This is a genomic window from uncultured Thiohalocapsa sp., assembly GCF_913063425.1.
Classification (GTDB): domain Bacteria; phylum Pseudomonadota; class Gammaproteobacteria; order Chromatiales; family Chromatiaceae; genus Thiohalocapsa.
On record NZ_CAJXYK010000046.1, the window covers coordinates 1 to 21,585 of the forward strand.

Consider the following 21,585-nt stretch of genomic DNA (forward strand, 5'->3'; position numbering starts at 1 on the left):
AACTTGTGACCGCGGGCTTGGGTACCCTCAGAGCCCGGCCCGGCTCCGCCTGGGACTGCGGCTCTCGGCGCCCTTGGGAGGGGTTGCTGATATTGGGCTGGGCTGCCGACTGCCTGGCACCGAATGCGCAGTCGCCAGCCTAGTGAACTGTTAGCGCACCAGAAACATCTCCTCGCGCAAGGCAATCCGTGCCCCAGCGTATGCATTGACGGAGACTCGAATACGGCTACCTTGTCGTTGCTGATTTATTTAATATGCCCACGTTAGATGAGACAATCTCCCGCATCAGGCAGAAACTACGCGAATGCGACAGCTTGAACGAAGCGACCACCAAAACGGCTTTTATCCAGCCCATCATTGATGCTCTAGGGTGGGACTTAACCGACCCTAGTGAAGTCACCCTAGAGTTTAAGCTCAGCGCTGGACATAACCCCGTCGATTTCGCTCTTCTTCTACACGGGAAGCCCGTCCTTTTTATTGAAGCCAAGGCGTGGGGAACACCTCTCGACGGCGCAAAGATCGCTCAACAGATTACCAGCTACGCCGTCCAGGCAGGCGTACAATGGATCGTGATAACTGACGGGAATGAGTATCGAGTTTATAATACTCATGCAGCTGTTCCGCTTGAAGAGAAGTTGCTTCGCACAGCACGCATCACGGACGAGGACCAAGGTATCCAAACCTTACTTGGATATCTTTCAAAGCAGTCTATTGCCGACAACGGACTCAGCACGCTCTGGGCTGCTGACGATTCAAGCCGGAGGGTATTGGACGCGCTTCGGTCCATGTTTTCCTCACCACCTAACGGTGATCTGGTTGAGCTTATAGCAAAAGAATCTGGCGTTCCGCGTGACGGGGTGCGCGGGGCTCTGGAGGGACTGGACGCGCACTTTTCTTCTACACCAAAGCGTCGACAGGAACGAACAAATAGCGCTGCGGTTTCCCCATCACAAGATGCCCGCTCGGTGCCGCTCAGTGCGCTAGTTAACGACTGCATCCCTCTGGTTGTTTGCATTCCCGGCTTCTCAGACATTCCCGTTGAACGTGGTAGCGGTACGCCTTTCGGTCAGATGTTCGTTCAAATTGGCGAAGTCCTAGATCGAGACGGGCGCCTTCCGTCGGGGGAACTCCGCCCTAACCCTAGGAATGCGCCACTCGTAACAAATGAACCAAAGTCTGGGGCGACCCGTCCGTTACCTAGTGGGCGGCACATTAACATTCGCCACACCGAGCATCAGTTTATCGCTTGTGCGCGCGAGCTGTTAAAAGTTGCCGGCATTGATCCCCAGACAGTTCGGGTAGTAACTGGCGCGCTGTCCCGATAGCCAAGGGCGCTGACAGCGCTAACCAATGCCTCGGCCCGACCGCCCGTTGCCGCGCCGTCGCTTCGCTTCCGGCGCGGCAACGGGCGGCCGGCCAGCCTTGACGTTAAGTGCAGAAAGAACCAGCGAGACACTCCGACATGACTACAATGCTAGAAAAGGCTTTCGCAGAAGCATCAAGACTCCCAGATATCGAGCAAAACGCGCTTGCAAGATGGCTCTTGGAGGAAATTGAATCGGAGAAAAAGTGGGATAAGAGCTTCGCTGAGTCCGAAGATGAACTCGGTAGATTGGCATTGGAAGCGTTGTCGGAAGATGAAGAAAAAAAGACAACACACCTTGATCTTGGCAAGATGTGATTTCCAAAGCAACGACAAAGTTCTGGAAGTGCTACAGCGCCTTACCCAGAGACATCAGACGGCAGGCAAGAGAAGCCTATGCACTTTTTCTGAACGATCCATGGTACCCAAGCCTCCGTTTTAAGCGGGTTCACTCAAGCCTTCCGGTCTATTCGGTTCGTGTCAGCAAAGATTATCGCGCCGTCGGAATTTTAATGGAAGGTCGGGTTGTCTGGTTCTGGATTGGTTCGCATTCGGAATACGGTAAGCTTCTAAAACAATTGAGGAGCACTTAACAAGCCCGCCAGCCCGACGCCAAACTGCGGCGGGCGCTTCGCACGTCGCCGCAGTTTGGCGCGGGCTGCGGTTGACGTTGTAGCGCCGAGCAAAGCTCGGCGTCTCTTGCCGGGTGAAAGTCCCGGTCGGGCAAGGGCCAGCCACCCACCCGTATCGAGTGTTGGTCCGGTTGCGGACTTTGTGCCCTGCGAACAGAAAGCCGGGCAAGCGTACACAGAGAATCCTGTAGGCCGTAGGGGTGGTCGCGCACCCTGAAGTGCGCCTCGTGCGGATCAGGGCAGCTTCGAGAAAGCTAACCCGCGGATGGCGACAGTGTTAACGTCCTGGAAGCCAACATGAAGCACGCGCTAAGGGCGAGCGTGCGGATGTCCGCCGGAGTCCTCAGGCTGATGTATGCAGAAAGAGAGGCGTCAGAGAACTCGGGAAGCTTCGAAGGCTCCTGTACGAGGTGAAACCATGAAACTGTCAGCGTTGGGACAGGAACGGGTGAAGAGCCCTGACACAGCGTGGGCGCGGGTGGAGTGGTTGAACAGGGAGCGGCCAGGCAGGCGGGAGACCGCCGCATGCCGACAGGGTGTCTTATCGGGCATAGTAGCCGGAGACGGGGAAAGCCCGTCAGCAGGCGTTAGGACCCGACGGGAGTACGCAGCTCGCAAAGGAAACTCGTGCCGGACATGCAGGATCGGATTAACACGAGCCAACCTCACTGCGGGGACTAAGCAACTGGACCGTGAAACGGGCAACTGTGACGGTCCGCTTGATAAGCTGGTGCAACCGAGGAACCGGATGCGGGAAAACCGCACGTCCGGGTCTGTGGCGGGGGCTCCGGGTAACCGGAGTCCCTACGCCGGAGGCTCAGCAACGAAGCCATGCACCCGGTGTCCCCCTAGCTCCAAGCTCGTCCGCAAGGTTTACCTACGAGGTTACATATGACGACTGCCCGATACGTTTATTGGCAAGATGAAGACATGTGGCTGGGCTATTTCGAGGAGTTTCCCGATTACATGACACAAGGAGAAGACTTGGAAGACCTGAAGGAAAACCTTAAGGATATCTATGCAACGCTAACCAGCGGCGAACTACCCATCGTCCGCCGCGTAGGTGAACTTGCCGTCGCATGAAGCGCCGAGACTTGATCAAGAAACTTGAGAGCATGGGCTGCGTAATGCTTAGGCATGGTTGATGCCCAACAAACCCGAAAGCCCGCGCCAAACTGCGGCCGGCGCTTCGCGCGTGGCCGCAGTTTGGCGCGGGCTGCGGTTAACGTTGCAGCGCCGAGCAAAGCTCGGCGTCTCTTGCCGGGTGAAAGTCCCGGTCGGGAGGGGCGGGGGTCAAGGGGCGGGGGTCAGGTCTCACATTGCACACCTGCAAGGGGCGGGGGTCAGGTCTCACATTGCACACCTGGGCGCGCGGCAGTATGCTTCGCGGAGGGGAGGCGTTCTGGAGGCGGGCGCATGGCGAGACCGCTGCGGCTGGAGTTTGCAGGCGCGCTGTATCATGTAACGGCACGCGGCAACGAGCGACGGAGCATCTTTCTCGGCGACGAGGACAGCGATCGGGCGGTATTTCTGGACGTGCTGGGCGCAACGTGCGAGCGCTTCAACTGGGTGCTTCACGCCTACTGCCTGATGACCAACCACTACCACCTGTTGGTCGAAACGCCGGATGCGAATCTATCCAAGGGGATGCGCCAACTGAACGGCGTCTTCACGCAATACGTCAATCGCACCCACGCGCGGGTCGGTCATCTGTTCCAGGGGCGGTTCAAGGCGATTCTGGTGGAGCGTGAGCGCTATCTGCTGGAGCTCTGCCGGTACGTGGTGCTCAATCCGGTTCGAGCGAGGATGGTCGCCGACCCCAGCGATTGGCCGTGGAGCAGTTATCGGGCGACGGTCGGCGAGACGCCGGCGCCCGGATGGCTGGAGACAGATGCGGTGCTGCGTGCGTTGTCAGAAGAGCGGCATGCCGCCGTGTCCGGCTACCGGCGCTTCGTCGCCGCGGGCATCGGCGCCGCCAGTCCATGGCAGGGGCTGAAGAGCCAGATCTACCTGGGCTCAGAGCAGTTCGTCGAGCGCATGCAGGCGCGGATCGACCCAAAGCGCTCGCTGCGAGAGGTTCCGAAACGCCAGCGCCGTGCCCCGGCCAAGTCGCTGGCTGAGTATGCCGCCGCCTGGTCAGACCGCGACCGCGCCGTGGCCGAGGCGTACCGCAGCGGCGCGTTCAGCATGCAGACCATCGCCGAGTACTTCGGCGTCAGCCGGATGACGGTGAGTCGCGCGGTCAAATGCGACGAGAAGGCCGCCGTTACATGTGAGACCTGACCCTGTACTGTCCTTGACCCTGTGCTGTCCTTCCGGCGATCGGCTTGCTCGCGGCCGGCATGATCTTGCTGCTGACCCGCCGGCGGTGGGCGGGCCAGTCGCGCCTTTGGGAGTCGCCGAGAACGCCGCGGCTTGTGAGATGATTCGGGCCCTCATCTGCCCCAGAGCAGACCCTCTACTCCAGATACCGGCTCGGGCGGGGTCAGGTCGAGGGGGTGGAACGTACTGAGAGGTCGCTTCTCATCGTGCCGAGCCGGTCCGTTCTTCGGAGTTTGATTGTTGCGGCACTCCCGCGCCGCAACGCCGCCTGCCGCGCGGGAGGCGCGGCGTCTCGGCGGCGGACGCTGTACTTGACGAAGCGCGCCCGCCTCAGCGGTTGCCGCGGCGCAGAGCGTCGCCGCCGCGCCCGGCCATGGCGTTGCCGGCGATCTCGAAGCTGCCGCGCTCGCCCCGACGCGGCTGGTCGCCGACGCTCGGCTCGGCGTCGATGTCCACCGCCAGCGGGGCGCGGGTGCCTCGGCGGATCTCCGGCTCGGCCTCCGCGGTGCTGGCCATGTCCTGGCCCGGCAGCTTGGGCTCATGCAGCAGGGAGGCGGTGGCGGCGACGCTGCCGACGAGGCAGAGGGCGGCGAGGGTGAGGGTCTTGGTCATGACGGCGCTCTCCAATGGTGTGCTGGTTTGTATGGCGGCGTCCGGTGTGGCATGCCGCAGGTCGCTGTTCGACCTTGGAGATCAGCTTAAGGAAGAGCAGGTCGGGCAGGCTGTAACCTTTGCCCAGTGTTCCTGTCAGATATTGCCGGTTCGGTTTGTCAAGAACGCGCCGGCACGGGGTCGGGCGAAAGCACCCTGTGGGTTCATGCCCTGGCTGGTGTGGCCGGCGGACGCTGCGTGACGTAAGCCTCGGCGCCGCCGCCGGACCTCACCAGCGCGGCAAGGCAACAGACAGCCCGCCGGCCGGGGGCGGCCGGCGCGTGGGCTGGCTCACTCCACGGTCACGGTGATCTGCTCGGAGTAGACGGGGGGGTCGTGCGGGACGTGCTTCATGTCGCCCAGGATCAGCCGCAGCCTGTGGGTGCCGGGCTCCAGGGTGACCTCGGTCTGGGTCTGGCCGCCGCCGAAGTGCTTCACATCGCCGCCGATGGGCTGGTCGAAGGGCGGCAGCTCCTGGTCGATGAGGAGGTGGTGGTGGCCGGTGGCGGGCGTGTCGGTGCCGGCGGGGGCGACGCCCATGTTCTCCAGGCCGAACTTGACCGTGAAGGTCTGCGGCACGGTGGCGCCGTCGGTGGGCTCGATGAAGTACACCTTGGCGCCCTCCGGTGACGGCGTGCGCTCGATCTCGGCGAGCGTGGGTAGAGCCGTGAGGGCCAGCAGGGCCGCGATGAGTGCGGCGGTGGCGAAGCGGAACATCGTCTGAATCTCCTCTGTGTGACTGTCAGCTGCGGTCTGTCCGCAGGGCCGTGATTTGGCGCCGGGGACTGTCCGCGGCAAGGGAGTCGGTGCTGAGACGACGGCCTTGGTCACAACTGCGACCACCAGCACCGCTGACTGTGGCGTCGACACAATCGGGCCTGCAGGCGCTGGCTGCGCAGGGCGTGCCCGGCCATGGACGGCATCCTGATCAAGGCCAAGCCGACGCATGGGCGCGCCGGCTGCAAGGTCATCGCGCCTGCGCTAAGCTGGCGGTGCCTGCATTTCCTGATGTCACCTGTCCTGCAAGCCAAGCCTTTGTCGGTGCCGAGTCATGTCCATTGCCATTGCTGAGCCACTGGAAACGGAAGGGGCGCTCACCATCGAGGAGCTGGCCGATGTGGTCGGCGACAGGCCGGGTGAGCTCATCGACGGGAGGTTTGTGCCCATGCCGCCGACCGGTTGGCCGCATGCCCGCGCCGAGGTCCGAGTAAGCTCCAGGTTGGAGCGGTTCGCCGAGGCCAGGGGGCTCGGCACCGTCCTCGGCGGCGAGGCCGGCATCATCATCCGCCGCGGCCCGGACACTGTTCGCGGCGCCGACGTGGCCTACATCTCCCGGGAGCGGCTGGCCCAAGCCTCCCCGGATGGCTGTCTCGATGTCGCGCCGGAGTTGATTGTCGAGATCGTCTCCCCGAACGACCGCTGGACCGACCTCACCGCCAAGCTGGAGGACTACTTCAGCATCGGCGTCGCGCTGGTCTGGCTCGTGGACCCGCAGCGGCGGCGCGTCTCCTGCTACCGCAGCCCCACGGAGCTGACTCTGTTGGGGCCGGCGGACACCCTCACCGCCGAGCCCATGCTGCCGGGGTTCTCGCTGGCGGTGGCCGAGCTGTTCGGCGCCGGCGGCGATACCAGTTAGGAGCGGTTCAATACGTCGTGGGGAACCGCTCTTTCCGATGCTTTGATCACAGTGCCGAGGACCTCGACCGCTGACGGCGCAGTCAGGCCATCCCGGCCTGACACAATCAGGGCCGGAAGCCCTGACGATGCAGGGCGCGCCCGCGCGTAGACAGCGTCGTGATCAAGACCTTTGTTGGGGTGGACCCTAGGTGTCAACCTCAAGGCCGAGAAAGAGCGCGGCCCGACAGGCTCAGTCGTCGAACAACAGGGTCTCGGCAATGCCCAGCTCCGCCGCCGCGTGCCGCGCGATGGTCTGATTGAGCCAGTTGGGCTGGTGGGCGTCGGAGGAGATAACGAAGCGGAAGCGATCCACATAGGGGCCGTACTCGGCCTGCCAGTCGCAGCGCCAGATATAGCGGTTGTTGATTTCGACCAGGCATTCGGGCGGGACGCGGTCGAGGTCGGTGCCGAGCGCATGCGGGTGGGCGACGATGACGGGCTGCCCCGTGGCGAGCAGATGCTCCAGCGCCCGGTAGTCCGCGTCACGGTCCCAGCAGTGATAGATGCGATAGTCGCAGTCCGCATCCAGCGCCGCCGGCACCCACTCATGGCCGTTGACCTCCATGCCCACCCGCAGCCCGGCGGCCTGCACCTCGGCGCGGTAGTCGTCCCAGCGCGTGTCGATCATCTCGAAGTGGTCGCTGATGCCGCGCACGCGCGCATGCCCCACCGCAGCAATGAGCGCGATGGTCTGCTCCGGCACCACGGAGCTGTCGCTGTCAGACCAGGTGGTGTGGATGTGGAGGTCTTGGGGGAGCTGCATGGGGTCGCTGCTTTGATTCAGGGCTGAGGGCTGAGGGCTGAGGGCTGAGGGCTGAGGGCTGAGGGGGATGAAATCGCGTTCAGGTCGGGGTGCCCTCCGCCCACCGCCCTAGGGGGAGGTTGGAAGGGACCAGCGGTTCTCCGACCCTGCGTTGGTCCGCTGCGCGCAAGGCCGACGAAGTCAGTATCTCCCCCCAGACTTCAACATGTAATTGCGCAGCTCCGCGCTCTCCAGATTCACCCGCATCAGGTTGGAATGGGTGATGCGGAAGATGGCCCGCATGATCTTGTACACGAGCCGCGGCTGGGTCTCGATCAGGCCCTCGAAGGCCGCAGGCTCCAGCGTCAGCACCACGCTGTCGGTGCCCGTGCACAGGTCGGCCTTGCGCGGTGAGCCGTCGATGAAGGCGCGGGTGCCGGCGCACTCGCCGACGCGCATCTGGTAGACGGTCTCTTCCTGGCCGTTCACCTCCTTGCAGACGTTGAGCCTGCCGCCGGCGAGCACGAACAGGGTGCGCCGCTCCTCCCCCTCGTGTACGAGGATCTCGCCGGCGGGCACGGGCTCCACGTCCATGACGGCGGCCAGCGCAGTACACTCATCCGGCGTCAGCTCCGCACCGAGAGTGGATTGGGACAGGGCTTCGGCGATGTCGATCTGCTGCATGGGTCGCTCCCTGGATCTGGTGGAAGGCTTGCCGGCCGGGGGCGACCGGCTGGGATGCCGCCAGTGTAGCGCGGGAGTGTGACGGCTGGTGGCATGGGGGTCTGCCCGGGTGTCGGTGCAGCGTGCCGAAATGCCGCCGGCTCAGGCCTCGAGGCAGAAGCGCCGGATCAGCCCCCGCAGCATGCCGAGCATGGGCTCGATGCGCTCGATGGCGAGGTACTCGTCCGGCTGATGCGCCTGGGCCACGTCGCCGGGGCCGAGCACCATGGTCTCCATGCCGAGTGCGCTGAAGTAGGGCGCCTCGGTGCCGAAGCTCACGGCCTCTGCTGCATGCCCGGTGAGCTGCTCCCCGGCGCGGACGATGGCGGCGGTGGCCGGTGTGTCCGCCGGCGGGATGCTCGGAAAGAGCGGCTCCACCTGCCATTGCAGCCCGCGCGGCTCGGCGGCCTCGGCGACGCGCCGGCGCAGCGCCGCGCGCAGGGTCTCCGGCGCCTGCCCGGGCAGGGGCCGGATGTCGATGTGCAGCTCGCATTGGCCGCAGATGCGGTTGAAGTTGTCGCCGCCGTGGATGTGGCCGCAGTTGAGCGTGGGCCAGGCGATGCGGAAGGCCGGGTCGCGGTGCTCCTGCTTCAGCTCATCGCGCCAGGCCAGCAGCGCTGTCAGCACGGCGTGCATGCCCTCGATGGCGTTGTTGCCGAGGCTTGGATCACTGGCATGCCCGCTGCGGCCCACCAGCTTGATCGACTCGCCCATGACGCCCTTGTGGGCGCGCACGGGGCGCAGACCGGTGGGCTCGCCGATGACGGCATAGCGGCCGAGCGGGCGCCCGGCGGCCGCCAGGGCGCGGGCGCCGTGCATGGCGGACTCCTCGTCGGCGGTGGCCAGGATCATGAGTGGGTGCTCGAGCTTGGTGGCGTCCAGCCCGCGGGCAGCGTCGATGGCGAGCCCGAGAAAAGACTTCATGTCCGCGCTGCCGAGGCCGTACAGGCGCCCGCCGTCCTCGGTGAGCTTGAGCGGGTCGTGCTGCCACAGGGCCGCATCGTAAGGCACCGTGTCCGAATGCCCGGCCAGCACCAGCCCGCCCGGGCCGCTGCCCAGGGTGCCGAGCAGGTTGGCCTTGTCCGGATGCCCCGGGATGTCCAGCCATTCCACCCGGAAGCCCGCCGCCGCGAGCCAGTCCGCCAGGGGCTCAAGCACCGGGCGGTTACTCTGGTCCCAGTCCGGCTTGACGCTGCTGACGCTCGACGTGGCGATGAGCGTACGCAGCATCTCCATCAGCGCTGGGGCTTCTCGGGGTGGGATGGCGGGCATGCGCGACTCCGGTGGTTGCGGTGAACGCCGCAGCGCCGTCGGCACAACGCCGCGGCTCATACGGACCGCCGCCGCACAGGTGGACTGTCGGGGCGGCATTTGCGCTACATTCCGGCGTAGGTCGACCCTTGCAATGGGGGTGTCCGTTGAGCTTGTCAGCTACCGCGTCGCCTTCGGCGCCCGCATCGGCCGAGGTTGCCCGCGCGCCAGCGTCGGTGCAGATCCGCGCCGCCCGGCCGGCGGACCTCGCTGGCCTCGTGCAACTGGAGACGCAGTGCTTCCAGGGCGATCGGCTGAGCCGGCGGCAGTTCCGTTACATGCTCTCCCGCGCCCAGGCAACGCTGCTGGTGGCGGTGGATGAGGCCACGGCGACGAGCGCGTCGCCGCCCCTGCTCGGCTATGTGCTGGTGCTGTTCAACCGGGCGACATCGGTGGCGCGGCTGTACTCGCTCGCCGTCGATGCGGCTGCCCGCCGGCGCGGCGTCGGCGGCGCACTGGTAGCCGCCGCCGAGCGCGCCACCTGGGATGCCGGGCGCGCCTACCTGCGCCTTGAGATCCGGCGTGACAACATCGCCTCCCAGCGCCTGTTCGAGGGGCTGCGCTACCGGCGCTTCGGTGTCCTGTCGGACTACTACGACGACCACATGGAGGCACTGCGCTACAAGAAGCAGCTCTCGCCCCACGCCGCGCAGCCGCCGGCGCGGGTGCCCTTCTACGAGCAGACACTGGATTTCACCTGCGGTCCCTCGTCGCTGATGATGGCGATGCATGCGCTGGATCCGGCGGTGACGCTGGACCGCCGCCTGGAGCTTCGCATCTGGCGCGAGGCGACGACCGTCTTCATGACCTCCGGCCACGGCGGCTGCGGCCCCGTGGGCCTGGCGCTGGCGGCCCATGCCCGCGGCTTCCGTGCGGAGGTGTACGTCAACGACCGTGGTGTGCCGCTGATCAACTCGGTGCGCAGCCCGGAGAAGAAGGAGGTCATGCGCCTGGTGCACGAGGACATGCTGGAGGAGGCGGCCGGCGCCGGCATCCCCATGATCTACGGCACCCTCGCCCTGGACGCGCTGGCGAGCCGCTTCGCCGCCGGTGCCGTCCCGCTGGTGCTGATCAGCAGCTACCGCATCTATGCCGAGAAGTTTCCGCACTGGGTGGTGGTGACAGGCTTCGATCAGGGCTTCGTCTTTGTGCACGACCTCTTCGTGGACTATGCACAGGGCGAGTCGCCGCTGGACTCCATGAACATGCCGATCCCCCAGGCCGAGTTCCGGCGCATGGCCCGCTACGGCCGGGCCGGATTGCAGGCGGTCGTGCTTGTGTCGCTGCCGGTGGCTGCGGCAACGGCTGGCGGCGGTGCCTGAGCCCCATGGCTGAGCATGTGCTGCTGCTGGAGCAGGCGACGGACTGGCGGCCGAGCTTTCCGGCGCTGCGGGTGGTCAGCGCGCGGGAGTACCTGAGCGGCGGCACGGACTGGTCCGCACGCCGGCGCCTGCACCTGGTGAACCTCTGCCGCGGGTATCGGTACCTGAGCCTCGGCTACTACTGCTCGCTGCTGGCCGAGGCCCGTGGGCATCGGGTGCTCCCCAGCGTGGAGACCATCCAGGACCTCTCCAGCCGCGACCTCTACGGGCTCGCGCTGGAGAGCTTCGACGCGCCGCTGCGGCGCTTGCCGTCCCCGCCGGAGGAGACGGCGCAGACCTTGCGCCTGACGGTCCTGTTCGGCCGCTGCGCGGAGGCGGATCTGGAGGCGGTGTTCCGGCAGCTGGCGCGGCGGGTGTTCGAGACCTTCCGCTGCCCACTGCTGCGGCTGGAGCTGAAGCACGTCCAGGGCTGGGAGTCGCAGCAGGGCGGTGCCTGGCGGGTCACCGCCATCCGCACGCTGACCCTGGACCGGCTGCCGGCGGCGCAGGAGGGGGCCTTCGTCGCGGCGCTGGAGGCCTATCTGTCGCAGCCCTGGCGGCGGCCGCGGGCGCCCCAGCGCTGGCGTTTCGACATCGCGCTGCTGCATGACCCGCTGGAGTCGCCGGCGCCGTCCTGCCCACGGGCGCTGAAGCGCTTCCAACAGGCGGGGCGCGAGCTTGGACTCCTTGTCGAGCGCATCACGCGCCGCGACTTCGGTCGGCTCGCCGAATACGACGCGCTCCTGATCCGAGAGACCACGCGCATCCATCACCACACCTTTCGGTTCGCGAAGAAGGCGGCGAGCGAGGGCATGGTGGTGGTGGATGATCCCGTCTCCATTCTGCGCTGCACCAACAAGATTCTGCGCTGCACCAACAAGGTGTTCCTCGCGGAGCTGCTGGAGGCCCACGGTGTGCCGCGCCCGCGGACGCTGATCCTGCGCCGGGAGACCCTGCTGGATGTGGAGGCGGTGATACCCTATCCCGTGGTGCTGAAGATCCCGGAGGGCTCCTTCTCCCGTGGCGTCTTCAAGGCGGCGGACCGTGCCGAGCTGCGCCGGATCGCGGAGCGCTTGTTTCGGGAGTCGGATCTGATCCTGGCCCAGGAGTATCTCTACACCGACTATGACTGGCGCATCGGTATCCTCGGCCGCCGACCCCTCTACGCCTGCCGCTACTACATGAGCCGCAATCACTGGCAGATCGTGCATCATCGCGCCGACGGCAGCCGTGACGAGGGCGGCTTCGCCACCGTCGCCGTCGAGTCGGCGCCGGCGCAGGTGGTGGATGTGGCGCTGCGGGCCGCCAACCTCATCGGCGACGGGCTCTACGGGGTGGACGTGAAGGACACGGCGCGCGGGGCCCTGGTGATCGAGGTGAACGACAATCCGAACCTGGACGCGGGCGTGGAGGACAAGGTGCTGGGCGAGGGGCTGTACCGAGCGATTCTGGCGGAAATGGTGAGCCGGCTGGAGCGTCAGCGCCAACCCCGCCAGCCGATGCCGCGGGCTGCCGGCTGATGGCGCCCGGCGCCCAGCCTGAGCGCCCGCAGATGGTCCAGGGGTCGGTCCCATGGCCAGACCTCGCCGACGCGCTCGGCCGCTATCGCCCGCTGTTCGGCGAGGTGGTGGACGACTGGGACGGCTTTATCGACAGCCTGCGCGGCCCGCTCGCCACCTGCCTCTGGACCCGGTCCGGGCGCACCGACGGCGCGGCCTTGCAGGCGCTGCTGGCGGAGCAGGGTGTGCCGAGCACGCCGGTGCCCTGGCTCGCGGGCGCCCCGGGCACGGCGCTCACCCTGCCGCCGGGCTTCAAGGCCGGCCAGCACTGGTGGTACTGCGCCGGGCTCGCCCATGCGCAGGAGGCCGTCTCGCAGCTGCCGGTGCTGCTGCTGGATCTGGCGCCCGGGCAGCGGGTGCTGGACCTGTGCGCGGCGCCCGGCGGCAAGACGGCACAGATTGCGCTCAGCCTGGGCAACCGCGGCACGCTGCTGGCCAACGACTTCGCCATGGACCGCATCGCCGCGCTGCAGGGCAACCTGGATCGCCTGGGCGTGGTGAACGTCACCACCACGCGCTGGGACGGCGGCAATTTTCCGGTCGCCGCTGGGCCCTTCGACCGCATCCTGGTGGATGCCCCCTGCTCCAGCGAGGGGACGCTGCGGCGCAATCCGGGCCTGGTCAGCAAGCTCGGCCCTGAGCGCAGCACGCGCATGGCGGGCCGGCAGCGGGCGCTGCTGCGCAAGGCCGTCAAGCTGTGCCGTCCGGGCGGGCGCATCCTCTATTCCACCTGCACCTTCGCACCGGAAGAGAACGAGCTGGTGGTGGCGGATGTCCTGGCCGAGCAGGATGGGCGACTGCGGCTGCTGCCGCTGACGCTGCCCGGTCTGGGCACGGGCCCTGGAGTCACGCACTGGGCCGGCCGCACTCTGCCGCAGACGCTGGCGGGCTGCCTGCGCATCTGGCCGCATCACAACGACACCGGCGGCTTCTTCATCGCCGTGCTGGAGAAGGACACGGCGGCACCGGGCGTGCCGGCGGGCGAGCCGCTGCCGCTTGAGCTGGAGCCGGACGACGCCGCCTGGTGCCATGCCCTGGCAGAGCACTACGGCATCGCCGAGCCCATCACGGAGCAGTTCCGCGCCCATCGGCAGACCCGCCGCGGGCTGCACCTGGCCGCCCGGGACCATGCGCCGCCCGCGGCACCACTGCCCGAGGGCAGCGGACTCTTTTTTCATCGCACCAACATCCGCCCGCCCAAGCTCACCACGGCGGGGGCGCTGCTGCTGGGCCCGCAGGCGACCCGGCAGGTGCTGGACCTGGACGCGCCGGACCTGCGCGATGCCTATCTGCGGCGGCAGACGCTCACCCCGACGGCGGCCCAGCGGGCGTACTGCCGGCCGGGACAGGTGATCGTGCGCCACCGCGGCTTCCCGCTCGGCGTGGCGGTGCTGCACCGCTCGGGGGAGCTTGAGAGCCTGTTCCCGCGCAAGTGGAGCGGGTGCACTGCGGCGGGGTGAGCCCGGCTGCTGAGTACGGCTGCTCACCAGCCCTCGTCGCTGCAGAGCCGGACCTTCATGCGCCCGTCATCGGGCCGGCGGCACATCGGGTTAGCATAGCCGCCCGTATTCGCAGCGACGGGCGGCGCCCGTCGGCGACTGAGCCGGAGATTGCACCGATGCCCAAGTCTGATCAGGCCTCCCAGCCCCAGGATGACGCCACTGCGCCGGTGAAGCTGGTGTGGCGGCCGGTGGGGGAGGCCGGCATCAGCGACGACCTGGATGCGCACAATGCCGCCGTGGTGGACGAATTCGCGCGCCTCATCAAGGCGGGGGACAAGGATGCGGTCAAGCGGGCCATCAAGCGCTGGCCGCCGCAGCACCTGCTGGCGCTCATCGTCCACCTGCCCCTCAAGCGCGCCCGCAAGCTCCTCGGCTGGCTCGATAAGCTCCAAACCCGGGTGGTGGCGGAGCTGAACCCGGCCTTCCGCTCCGCCCTGCTGGAGGACTGCACCGTGCAGCGCCTGGTGGAGGTGCTGGACGGCATGGAGCCGGAGGAGGCCGCCGACCAGCTGGACGACCTGCCGGAGGAGGTGCAGGCGCAGGTGCTGCCGCGGTTGCGCGAGCGCGGCGCCATCGAGAGTCTGCGCAGCTATCGGGAGGACTCCGCCGGCAGCATCATGAGCCGCAAATTCGTTGCCGTGCCGCCGGACTGGACCGTCGGCCAGGTGACCCACGAGATCCGCGCCAACGCCCAGGCCATCGAAAAGCTCTACGCCGTCAATGTCGTCGATGCCGAGCACCGCCCGGTGGGCTACCTGCGCCTGCGCGACCTGCTGCTGTCGCCGAAGGAGGCGCTGGTCTACGATGTCATGAGCACGGACTTCGTCGCCGTGGGCCCGGACACGGATCAGGAAGAGGTCGCGGCCATCGCCGACCGCTACGAGCTCTCGGTGGTGCCCGTGGTGGACGCCGACGGCCGGCTCATCGGGCGCATCACGCCCAAACAGCTGCGCCGGGTGCTGCGGGAGGAAGCCGAAGAGGACCGCAACCTGATGGCCGGGCTGCCGGCGGACACCCGCCCGGACGAGTCCATCGCGCGCATCGTGCGTGGGCGCATCCCTTGGCTGTTGATCGGCCTCGCCGGCGCCAGCCTGTCGGCGACCGTCGTGGGCGCGTTCGAGGACCAGCTCGCCAAGGCCGCGATTCTGGCCAGCTTCATCCCCATCGTCATGTCCATGGCCGGCAACGCCGGCATCCAGGCGAGCACCGTGGCGGTGCAGGGGCTCTCGACGGGCACGGTCAAGTTCGGCGACCTCGGCTGGCGGCTCGCCAAGGAGCTGCTGGCGGCGCTGGCCAACGGCGCCATCGCCGCCCTGATGCTGGTGGTGCTGGTGATCGGCGTTGCGCAGGTGATGGATTTCGACGCGCCCCTGGTGCTCGCGGCCGGGGCCGGGCTGTCGCTGCTGACGGTGGTGGTGGTGGCCGTCACCGTGGGTGCCACCATCCCCATCCTGCTGGACAAGCTCGGCATCGACCCCGCCATGGCCACCGGCGTATTCATCACCACCGGCAACGACATCCTGTCGGTGATGATCTTCTTCCTGATGATGTCGCTGTTCTACCTGCCGCTCCTCCCCTAGCGACAATAACGCTGATAATAACGGGGACGGTATATTAGATTCTATCAAGCTGCGCTAATAATGGGGACGGTATATCGAATGACCTGGAGCTGCGGGGCCGACACATGCTAGCCTTGCGGCATCCTGCAACGCACTGCCACCCGCCGTGTCCGACCCCGAGCTGCTGCATCAACTGCTGCGCCTGCTGGCCTCGCTGACCGCAGACTCCGAGGGCTATCTGGAGCGCGAGGACGACTCGCAGCTCTGGTACAACCGCGGCTACGCGAACGGCATGGCCGCGGCACTGACTGCGCTGGGCCATGGCGAGGCCGTGGCCCGCACCATCGACCCAGATCCCTATGATCAGGCCCGCGACCAGCAGCATCTGCCCTGGGGCAAGGCCTATGAGCACGGCCGGGAGATGGGGGAGCGGGAGACTCATGAGGTGATGTGATGCGTCCTCAACCCTCAGCCCTCCGCCCTTGAGCGGGTGGTTTCTGAAGTGATGCGATCCGCTTCGTGATGATTCAGAAACACGGTGAACACGGCAGGGCGGATCAGCGAAGCGCATCCGCGGTCGCGGCCTGCGGTGGATGCGCTTCGCTCAATCCACCCTCCCATAACCGCAGCCTGCGCCGACTGGAAGTCGGCGGCCCCAGGGAGCGCCGGCCCAGGGCGAGCAACCGGGGCGCAGCGCCCGGTGCACCCACCTGGGGGCGCCGAGTTTTACTCGGCCCCTCACCCACCCGGGGGCGCCGAGTTTTACTCGGCCCCTTACCCACCTGGGGGCGTCGAGTTTTACTCGGCCCCTCACCCACCTGGGGGCGCCGAGTTTTACTCGGCCCCTCGCCCACCTGGGGGCGCCGAGTTTTACTCGGCCCCTCGCCCACCTGCGGCGGGCAGGCTCATCCAAGGCGCACCACTGCCGACGGCAGCCGACTCCATCTCCGCCGTTGCAGTTGTTTTTGAACCGTTCCTTACACACCTCCCGGCCGAACCGCCCCAGCGCCGAGCACCGAAACCCATGCCCAAGTTCGTCTCCTTCAACATCAACGGCCTGCGCAGCCGCCCGCATCAGCTGGAGGCCATCAAGGCCAAGCACGACCCGGACGTCATCGGCATCCAGGAGTCGAAGGTGGCGGACGATGCCTTTCCGCTGGACATGATCCAGGGGCTGGGCTACGAGCCGCACTATCACGGCCAGAAGGGGCATTACGGCGTGGCGCTGCTGAGCAAGGCCGCCCCGCTTGCGGTGTGCAAGGGCTTTCCCAACGACGGCGAGGACGCCCAGCGCCGCGCCATCACGGGCAGGTTCACGCTGCCGGACGGCGAGACGGTCACCGTGTTCAACGGCTACTTTCCGCAGGGGGAGAGCCGCGACCATCCCATCAAGTTTCCCGGCAAGGAGAAGTTCTATGCGGACCTGGGCGCGTATCTGCGCGAGCGTCACCGCTCGGACGAGCCGCTCATTGTGATGGGGGACATGAACGTGGCGCCGCTCGATGCCGACATCGGCATCGGCGAGGACAACGCCAAGCGCTGGCTGCGCACCGGTAAGTGCAGCTTTCTGCCGGAGGAGCGGGACTGGCTCCAGTCCATCATGGACTGGGGCCTCATCGACGCCTACCGCATCGTCCACCCCGACGTCACCGACCGCTTCAGCTGGTTCGACTACCGCTCCCGGGGCTTCGAGCGTGAGCCCAAGCGGGGCCTGCGCATCGACCTGATCCTGATCACCGAGCCCCTGCGCGAGCGTCTGCGGGATGCGGGCATCGACTACGACATCCGCGGGCTCACGAAGCCCTCGGATCACTGCCCCGTGTGGATCGAGCTGGCCTGAAAAGGCGGCGGAGGTCGTCAGTACCTGGGCTCGCGAATGAACAGCACGCGCTTGCCGTCCGCAGACAACGACGGCTGCCCGCAGGCATCGCCCCGGCACTCGCTGACACTGCGTGTGTCGCCCGCGGCGGTCAGGAAGACATCGAAGCCCTGGCCGGATGCAGGGCGCTCCACCTGCAGCGCCCGCCCGCCTTCATAACTGCGGCTCTCCTGCAGCAGGGTCGCCAGCTGCACCGGATCACCCGTCCCCGGGGGCTGCACCCTGACGCTGCTGTCCGGCAGCAGCGCCGTGAGCTGAGGCGACCCCTCGGCATCCACCGTGATGCCGAGCAGGGTGCCGTCCGGCGCTGCGCCCACAAGCTTGTGCCAATGGATGTCCCCGGGGCCAAGCCGCTGCGGCTCGCCGGTGGTCATCTCAACCACCTGCTGCCCCTGGACCGCGAAGATGCGCTCGCCGCCGGCGACGGGCCAGGCGAGGTCGTCAGCGCTGCCGAGCCGGCGCGGCGCGCCGATGCTGCCGTCAGCCTGAAGCTCGACGACTCAGAGCTGCCCCGCCTCGATGCCGCTGTCGCCGAGGGCGCTGATCTTCTCGATTGTCAGCTGGACCTGCGCCAGCAGGCGCTCAAGCCAGGAGCCCTCCGCCCTGTCGGTGCTCGCGTTGCCGTCTGTCATGGAACCCTCCGCGCGCGTTGCCACCACCTGCGCCACCGCCGGCCCCGGGAGCACGGCCGCATTGAACTTGGCAAGGGGCACGATGCGCCGCACGCCCACCCCGTTCAGGGCCTCCCGCTTCACCGTCGTCAGCAGCCGCTCGCCCTTGGCGTCGCGGCCGAGCAGCGTGGCGTTGTCCGCGGTGCCGTCCACCACCGCCACCGGAGGCACCAAGCTTGCTGCGGCATCCGGCACGCGATGAAGCACGCGCACGTTGCGGTCCGCGAAGAAGGCGCCGTGCTGGATGGGCAGCAGGAAGGCCAGCACCGCCAGCAGCAGGCCGAGCAGCCAGTCGAGCGGCCAGTCGAGTGGTTGGGGCGTTGTAATCCACCGGGCGTGTGCCCAGAGCAGCGCGGCGCAGAAGAGGATCAGCGTGAGCGTGCACAGGCCCAGGCTCCGCAGCGGTGCGCGCCCCATCACCGCCTTGTCCCAGCCGCTGTAGGTCTCCGGCGGGATCAGGAGCACGCCGGTGGCGGCGAGACTCTGCCCGATGAGCCAAAGCACCGCGATGGCCAGCAGGCCGATGCCGAGCCAGTCCAGGATCTGCTGCGGCGGCGACCAGAGCGCCTTGGCCGAGACGAGACCCCAGCGCAGCAGAAAGACACAGGGCACCGCCGCCAGCAGCAGCAGCAGCGTGACGAATAGAAAGCGAAACCCGGCGAAGACATAGGCCGCATCCACCAGCGCGAACACCGGGTCGCTGCCCAGGGCGAAGGCGCGGGCGCGCATGGCGAGATAGCCCGTGATGTAGCCCAGCACGGAGGCCGTGCCGAGGACGGTCGCCAGTTGCTTCGCCAGTTCCGGGATGTTCATCCTGCGATGCCTGCAACCGGCTCACCAGCCGAAGAGCTGCGGCGCGGCCCAGTGGTAGGCATGGGGCTGGTCCTCAAGGGCCGCGCGCATGGCCCCGGCTGCGGCCGTGGCCGTGCGCTCCCCCGCCGCCAGCGCGCGGTAGAAGTGCTGCATCCAGGCGCCGTTGCTGACGGCATTCACCCGCCAGCGGCTCACCAGCACGCCGCGCGCGCCCCCCACCAGCGGCGCCCAGGACAGGCCGTGGATCTCGTTGGACACCCGGGCCTTGACCCGGCCGCCTTCGCAGGCGCTGAGCACGGCGAGCCCGGTGGCCCGCCAGTCCGCCGCCAGCAGCTCGGCCGCCGTGAGCCGGTCGGCGTCGCCCTTGAGCAAGAGGTTGTTGATGCGCAGGTACGACTGGAGCGGATCCTCGCCCTCGGTGAACACGCCGTGCAGGAGCACATGCGCCCCGGGCGCGGAGCCCAGGAAGTCGATGATCTTCTCGCCGGTTGCGCGGGCGGAGGCGAGCTTCTCCACCCTGATACCGGACAGCCCGCCGAGGCCGGCGATCTCCTGCGTCTGTGCCTCGATCTGCGGATCATAGACCGCGGCCAGTGCGGCGGGTGCCGCATCCAGGCCCCGCAGCACCTCGGCGGCCAGCGTGGCGCTCGGGGCGTAGGAGACCTCGGCCGTCTCGATGAGGTGCTTGCCCGTGGCGGGGTCCACCAGCACCTCGAACGGCAGGTTGACCAGCACGCCCTGCGGGACCACCAGCAGCCGGCCGTTCGCGAGGTGCCCGGCGAAGGGGGCCAGCAGATAGGTGTAGAGCTCCTCCGCCGGGCTGCGCGCGAAGTCGCGGCCCGGCGCCCGAACCGAGGACACCAGTGCCTCCACTTTGGCGGTGAGGACCGGCTCCGGCAGGAAGACCGTCTTCACTTCCGAGCCTGTCGGGCTGATGAGCCAGACCACGACGTTGGCGGGCGTGACCCAGTACAGCGCAACGGCAGTCTCCGCTTTCTTGGCCGCACGGGTGAGGTCTTCGAGGCTCGCGGCACGGAAGGGATGCGCCCCCAGGCGTGTGATCGGGTTTCGCGTGGCGGCGTCGGCGAGCAGCGCCCGGACCTCGGCCTCGCGGGTGCGGATCTGCGCCAGCAGCGGTGCCAGCTCAGCCGGCGCCGTCCCGGCGACGGCCTGATCCACCGCCTTGCGCCGCAGGGCGCTGACGCTCGACTCCGCGCCCACCAGTGCGGCGAAGCGGGCCCGGTCCGCGGCATCGGGTGCTGAGGCCCGCAGCGCCGAGCGCAGGCTGCCGAGGCCGCTTGCGCGCATGGACTCGAAGGTGTCGAAGGCGGCCGCGTCACGACCGAGGGACAGGAGCCGCAGGCCCAGGTCCCGCACCAGCTCCGGGCGGTTCTCGACGACGGTGCCGCGGCCGCGCGGGTCGAAGAACGAGGCCCGCTCCCGGGCCAGCAGCGCCGCCGCCCGCTCGTAGCGGCGCAGCGCGGCCGTCTGGTCGCCGCGGATGTCCTCGCGGGCACCGAGCAGGAATTGGGTCCGCGGGTCGTCCGCGTCATCGTCACCCGTGACCGCATCGATCAGGCCCGCCAGGAGCTGCTGGTCCTTCAGTGTCGAGGCGCCGGCCTCGAACTGGTCGCTCACCAGCACGTCGCCCGCCGCCCGGGCGCTGAAGAGACCGGGCTTGACCAGGGTGTCGAAGCGCGCCTTCGCCTCGATCACGCTCCCGCGCAGGCGCACGCGCGATGCGAAGCCGGACGCCTCCCGGGCGAGGTGGTCCCAGCCCAGGCCCTCAGCGGTCTGGCGGGCCTGCTCGTAGTAGCCGGCCGCCGCATCCACGGCACGGCGGCAGGCGCCCCAGGGGTCGTCTTCCGCTAGGCTGCGGGCGTCCTGGAGCTTGCGGAAATCGCAGCCCTGCGCCAGGCGCTGCAGGACGTCGCCGACACCGAGCTGGGCGTAGAAGCGCTCGTCCGGCGCCTCGGCCAGGCGCAGCGCGTCCAGTGCGTCGATGAGGGCGCCCGTCAGCTCGCCGCGGGCGGATGCGAGCTGTGCTGAGTAATCGGCGATCTCGTACTGCTGCTCCCGGGTCGGCGTCTCGCCCGCCACGTCGATGGCGCGCTGGAGTGCGGCCAGTGCCGCACCGTGGTCGGGCTGACCGTAGGCGCGGGAGCGGGCGATGCCGATCCAGGCGTCGAAGGCGAGGTCAGCACGCCCCGCTTCCCCGGCGATCCGCGCCGCCTGCTCGAACTGCTCGACGGCGGCATCGAAGCGCTGCGTGAGCCGCAGCGCCGTTCCCAGCTCGAACAGGGCCAGTGCCTGCACCTCACCTGTGGACTGGGCGGCGGTCTCGCGGGCCTCGCGCTCCAGCCTTGCCGCGAGTGATTGCGGGAATTGGCCGGTGCTGCGGAATTCCGCCAGGACCTGCTCGCGCAGGGCGCGCAGACTGTCGATCTCGGCGAAGCCGGTTTCTTCCGCGTGATTACTCATGGGGATGGCCAGCAGCAGAAAGAGCAGGGCCAGCGCCGGTCGCCACGGGCAGCGATGCCACGGGACACCGGCTCGGCCCGGGCGGGGGCGTGCATGCGTCAGGTCGGGCATGGGCCACACCAGGAAATCAGCGGGCGATCAGCGGACGGTCCGCGTCGATGGCGAGATCATCGGCGACCGCGTTGGTCCATGGCAACAAAAACTGACCAATGCGCCTGACGGGGGTATGAGTTGATGGCAGTAAATACGCGGGAAGATGCGAAACACCGAGAAAGGAAACAGAAGGCTCGCTTAAAGACGCGAAGACGCAAAGGAAGAAACAGAATGGTCGCCGAGATT

The 21,585-nt window shown here is 67.7% G+C and carries 20 protein-coding genes; 12 read left to right on the top strand and 8 right to left on the bottom strand.

Annotated elements, in window-relative coordinates:
- Nucleotides 1-314: 314 nt before the first annotated feature.
- The 4 genes from QZ607_RS20180 to QZ607_RS20195 all read left to right on the top strand — a co-directional run bounded on the left by QZ607_RS20180 (nucleotide 315) and on the right by QZ607_RS20195 (nucleotide 4,278).
- Entirely contained in the window at nucleotides 315-1,325 is a 1,011-nt protein-coding gene (locus QZ607_RS20180; RefSeq protein ID WP_295886341.1) for a type I restriction endonuclease, read from the top strand.
- A gap of 137 nt (nucleotides 1,326-1,462) precedes the next feature.
- Nucleotides 1,463-1,681 carry a hypothetical protein gene (locus tag QZ607_RS20185; protein ID WP_295886343.1) on the top strand — a complete coding sequence of 73 codons (219 nt, stop codon included), beginning with the start codon at nucleotides 1,463-1,465 and terminating at the stop codon, nucleotides 1,679-1,681.
- Between the two features lie 1,205 nt (nucleotides 1,682-2,886).
- Nucleotides 2,887-3,078, top strand: a complete 192-nt coding sequence (locus tag QZ607_RS20190; protein ID WP_295886345.1) for a type II toxin-antitoxin system HicB family antitoxin — start codon at nucleotides 2,887-2,889, stop codon at nucleotides 3,076-3,078.
- A 333-nt stretch (nucleotides 3,079-3,411) separates the two neighbouring features.
- Nucleotides 3,412-4,278, top strand: coding sequence for a transposase (locus QZ607_RS20195; protein ID WP_295886348.1), 867 nt, complete (start codon nucleotides 3,412-3,414; stop codon nucleotides 4,276-4,278).
- A gap of 369 nt (nucleotides 4,279-4,647) precedes the next feature.
- Here the strand turns inward: QZ607_RS20195 and QZ607_RS20200 are convergent, their stop codons facing one another.
- Together QZ607_RS20200 and QZ607_RS20205 are read right to left on the bottom strand one after the other, a co-directional pair.
- Nucleotides 4,648-4,929, bottom strand: coding sequence for a hypothetical protein (locus QZ607_RS20200; protein ID WP_295886349.1), 282 nt, complete (start codon nucleotides 4,927-4,929; stop codon nucleotides 4,648-4,650).
- 330 nt (nucleotides 4,930-5,259) lie between these two features.
- Entirely contained in the window at nucleotides 5,260-5,685 is a 426-nt protein-coding gene (locus tag QZ607_RS20205; protein ID WP_295886351.1) for a DUF4399 domain-containing protein, read from the bottom strand.
- 195 nt (nucleotides 5,686-5,880) lie between these two features.
- On the opposite strand from QZ607_RS20205, the gene QZ607_RS20210 reads away from it, so the two are divergent.
- A complete protein-coding gene (locus tag QZ607_RS20210) occupies nucleotides 5,881-6,039 on the top strand; it encodes a hypothetical protein (protein ID WP_295886353.1) in 159 nt (52 codons plus the stop codon).
- A complete protein-coding gene (locus QZ607_RS20215; RefSeq protein WP_295886355.1) occupies nucleotides 6,020-6,604 on the top strand; it encodes a Uma2 family endonuclease in 585 nt (194 codons plus the stop codon). The genes QZ607_RS20210 and QZ607_RS20215 overlap by 20 nt, the downstream gene beginning before the upstream one ends.
- A 231-nt stretch (nucleotides 6,605-6,835) precedes the next feature.
- On the opposite strand, the gene QZ607_RS20220 is transcribed toward QZ607_RS20215, so the two are convergent.
- From QZ607_RS20220 to argE, 3 genes are all read right to left on the bottom strand, one after another.
- Nucleotides 6,836-7,408: a hypothetical protein gene (locus tag QZ607_RS20220; RefSeq protein ID WP_295886357.1), complete on the bottom strand. Its 573-nt coding sequence runs from the start codon at nucleotides 7,406-7,408 to the stop codon at nucleotides 6,836-6,838.
- A gap of 180 nt (nucleotides 7,409-7,588) precedes the next feature.
- Nucleotides 7,589-8,071 (bottom strand): Crp/Fnr family transcriptional regulator, encoded by a 483-nt coding sequence (locus QZ607_RS20225; RefSeq protein ID WP_295886359.1) that lies wholly within the window; start codon nucleotides 8,069-8,071, stop codon nucleotides 7,589-7,591.
- 141 nt (nucleotides 8,072-8,212) lie between these two features.
- Complete coding sequence (gene argE / locus QZ607_RS20230; protein ID WP_295886361.1) at nucleotides 8,213-9,382, bottom strand: acetylornithine deacetylase; 1,170 nt, start codon at nucleotides 9,380-9,382, stop codon at nucleotides 8,213-8,215.
- Nucleotides 9,383-9,639: 257 nt separating this feature from the next.
- On the opposite strand from argE, the gene QZ607_RS20235 reads away from it, so the two are divergent.
- The 6 genes from QZ607_RS20235 (at nucleotide 9,640) to xthA (ending at nucleotide 17,242) form a co-directional block, all read left to right on the top strand.
- Nucleotides 9,640-10,743 carry a GNAT family N-acetyltransferase/peptidase C39 family protein gene (locus QZ607_RS20235; RefSeq protein ID WP_295886363.1) on the top strand — a complete coding sequence of 368 codons (1,104 nt, stop codon included), beginning with the start codon at nucleotides 9,640-9,642 and terminating at the stop codon, nucleotides 10,741-10,743.
- 5 nt (nucleotides 10,744-10,748) lie between these two features.
- On the top strand, nucleotides 10,749-12,302 hold the full coding sequence (locus QZ607_RS20240; protein ID WP_295886365.1) for a RimK family protein: 1,554 nt from the start codon (nucleotides 10,749-10,751) through the stop codon (nucleotides 12,300-12,302).
- A 32-nt stretch (nucleotides 12,303-12,334) separates the two neighbouring features.
- The gene (locus tag QZ607_RS20245; RefSeq protein WP_295886367.1) at nucleotides 12,335-13,801 is read left to right on the top strand and encodes an RsmB/NOP family class I SAM-dependent RNA methyltransferase; all 1,467 of its coding nucleotides are present in this window, start codon (nucleotides 12,335-12,337) and stop codon (nucleotides 13,799-13,801) included.
- Between the two features lie 158 nt (nucleotides 13,802-13,959).
- Nucleotides 13,960-15,423, top strand: a complete 1,464-nt coding sequence (gene mgtE / locus QZ607_RS20250; RefSeq protein ID WP_295886369.1) for a magnesium transporter — start codon at nucleotides 13,960-13,962, stop codon at nucleotides 15,421-15,423.
- A gap of 145 nt (nucleotides 15,424-15,568) precedes the next feature.
- Nucleotides 15,569-15,856, top strand: coding sequence for a hypothetical protein (locus QZ607_RS20255; RefSeq protein ID WP_295886371.1), 288 nt, complete (start codon nucleotides 15,569-15,571; stop codon nucleotides 15,854-15,856).
- 570 nt (nucleotides 15,857-16,426) lie between these two features.
- Nucleotides 16,427-17,242: an exodeoxyribonuclease III gene (xthA, locus tag QZ607_RS20260; protein WP_295886374.1), complete on the top strand. Its 816-nt coding sequence runs from the start codon at nucleotides 16,427-16,429 to the stop codon at nucleotides 17,240-17,242.
- Nucleotides 17,243-17,259: 17 nt separating this feature from the next.
- Here the strand turns inward: xthA and QZ607_RS20265 are convergent, their stop codons facing one another.
- From QZ607_RS20265 to QZ607_RS20275, 3 genes are all read right to left on the bottom strand, one after another.
- The gene (locus QZ607_RS20265) at nucleotides 17,260-17,655 is read right to left on the bottom strand and encodes a hypothetical protein (RefSeq protein ID WP_295886376.1); all 396 of its coding nucleotides are present in this window, start codon (nucleotides 17,653-17,655) and stop codon (nucleotides 17,260-17,262) included.
- A 126-nt stretch (nucleotides 17,656-17,781) separates the two neighbouring features.
- A complete protein-coding gene (locus tag QZ607_RS20270) occupies nucleotides 17,782-18,765 on the bottom strand; it encodes a hypothetical protein (protein WP_295886378.1) in 984 nt (327 codons plus the stop codon).
- Nucleotides 18,766-18,786: 21 nt separating this feature from the next.
- Nucleotides 18,787-21,357, bottom strand: a complete 2,571-nt coding sequence (locus QZ607_RS20275) for a CHAT domain-containing protein (protein WP_295886380.1) — start codon at nucleotides 21,355-21,357, stop codon at nucleotides 18,787-18,789.
- Between the last annotated feature and the right edge of the window lie 228 nt (nucleotides 21,358-21,585).

Bases quoted from the DNA above. Each gene is read 5' to 3' on its own strand.
- mgtE (WP_295886369.1), top strand. From the start codon at position 13,960: ATGCCCAAGTCTGATCAGGCCTCCCAGCCCCAGGATGACGCCACTGCG.
- QZ607_RS20210 (WP_295886353.1), top strand. From the start codon at position 5,881: ATGGACGGCATCCTGATCAAGGCCAAGCCGACGCATGGGCGCGCCGGC.
- QZ607_RS20195 (WP_295886348.1), top strand. From the start codon at position 3,412: ATGGCGAGACCGCTGCGGCTGGAGTTTGCAGGCGCGCTGTATCATGTA.
- QZ607_RS20240 (WP_295886365.1), top strand. From the start codon at position 10,749: ATGGCTGAGCATGTGCTGCTGCTGGAGCAGGCGACGGACTGGCGGCCG.
- QZ607_RS20265 (WP_295886376.1), bottom strand. From the start codon at position 17,655: ATGACCACCGGCGAGCCGCAGCGGCTTGGCCCCGGGGACATCCATTGG.
- QZ607_RS20200 (WP_295886349.1), bottom strand. From the start codon at position 4,929: ATGACCAAGACCCTCACCCTCGCCGCCCTCTGCCTCGTCGGCAGCGTC.
- QZ607_RS20185 (WP_295886343.1), top strand. From the start codon at position 1,463: ATGACTACAATGCTAGAAAAGGCTTTCGCAGAAGCATCAAGACTCCCA.
- QZ607_RS20270 (WP_295886378.1), bottom strand. From the start codon at position 18,765: ATGAACATCCCGGAACTGGCGAAGCAACTGGCGACCGTCCTCGGCACG.
- QZ607_RS20215 (WP_295886355.1), top strand. From the start codon at position 6,020: ATGTCCATTGCCATTGCTGAGCCACTGGAAACGGAAGGGGCGCTCACC.
- QZ607_RS20190 (WP_295886345.1), top strand. From the start codon at position 2,887: ATGACGACTGCCCGATACGTTTATTGGCAAGATGAAGACATGTGGCTG.
- xthA (WP_295886374.1), top strand. From the start codon at position 16,427: ATGCCCAAGTTCGTCTCCTTCAACATCAACGGCCTGCGCAGCCGCCCG.
- QZ607_RS20220 (WP_295886357.1), bottom strand. From the start codon at position 7,408: ATGCAGCTCCCCCAAGACCTCCACATCCACACCACCTGGTCTGACAGC.
- QZ607_RS20225 (WP_295886359.1), bottom strand. From the start codon at position 8,071: ATGCAGCAGATCGACATCGCCGAAGCCCTGTCCCAATCCACTCTCGGT.
- QZ607_RS20275 (WP_295886380.1), bottom strand. From the start codon at position 21,357: ATGCCCGACCTGACGCATGCACGCCCCCGCCCGGGCCGAGCCGGTGTC.
- QZ607_RS20245 (WP_295886367.1), top strand. From the start codon at position 12,335: ATGGTCCAGGGGTCGGTCCCATGGCCAGACCTCGCCGACGCGCTCGGC.
- QZ607_RS20205 (WP_295886351.1), bottom strand. From the start codon at position 5,685: ATGTTCCGCTTCGCCACCGCCGCACTCATCGCGGCCCTGCTGGCCCTC.
- argE (WP_295886361.1), bottom strand. From the start codon at position 9,382: ATGCCCGCCATCCCACCCCGAGAAGCCCCAGCGCTGATGGAGATGCTG.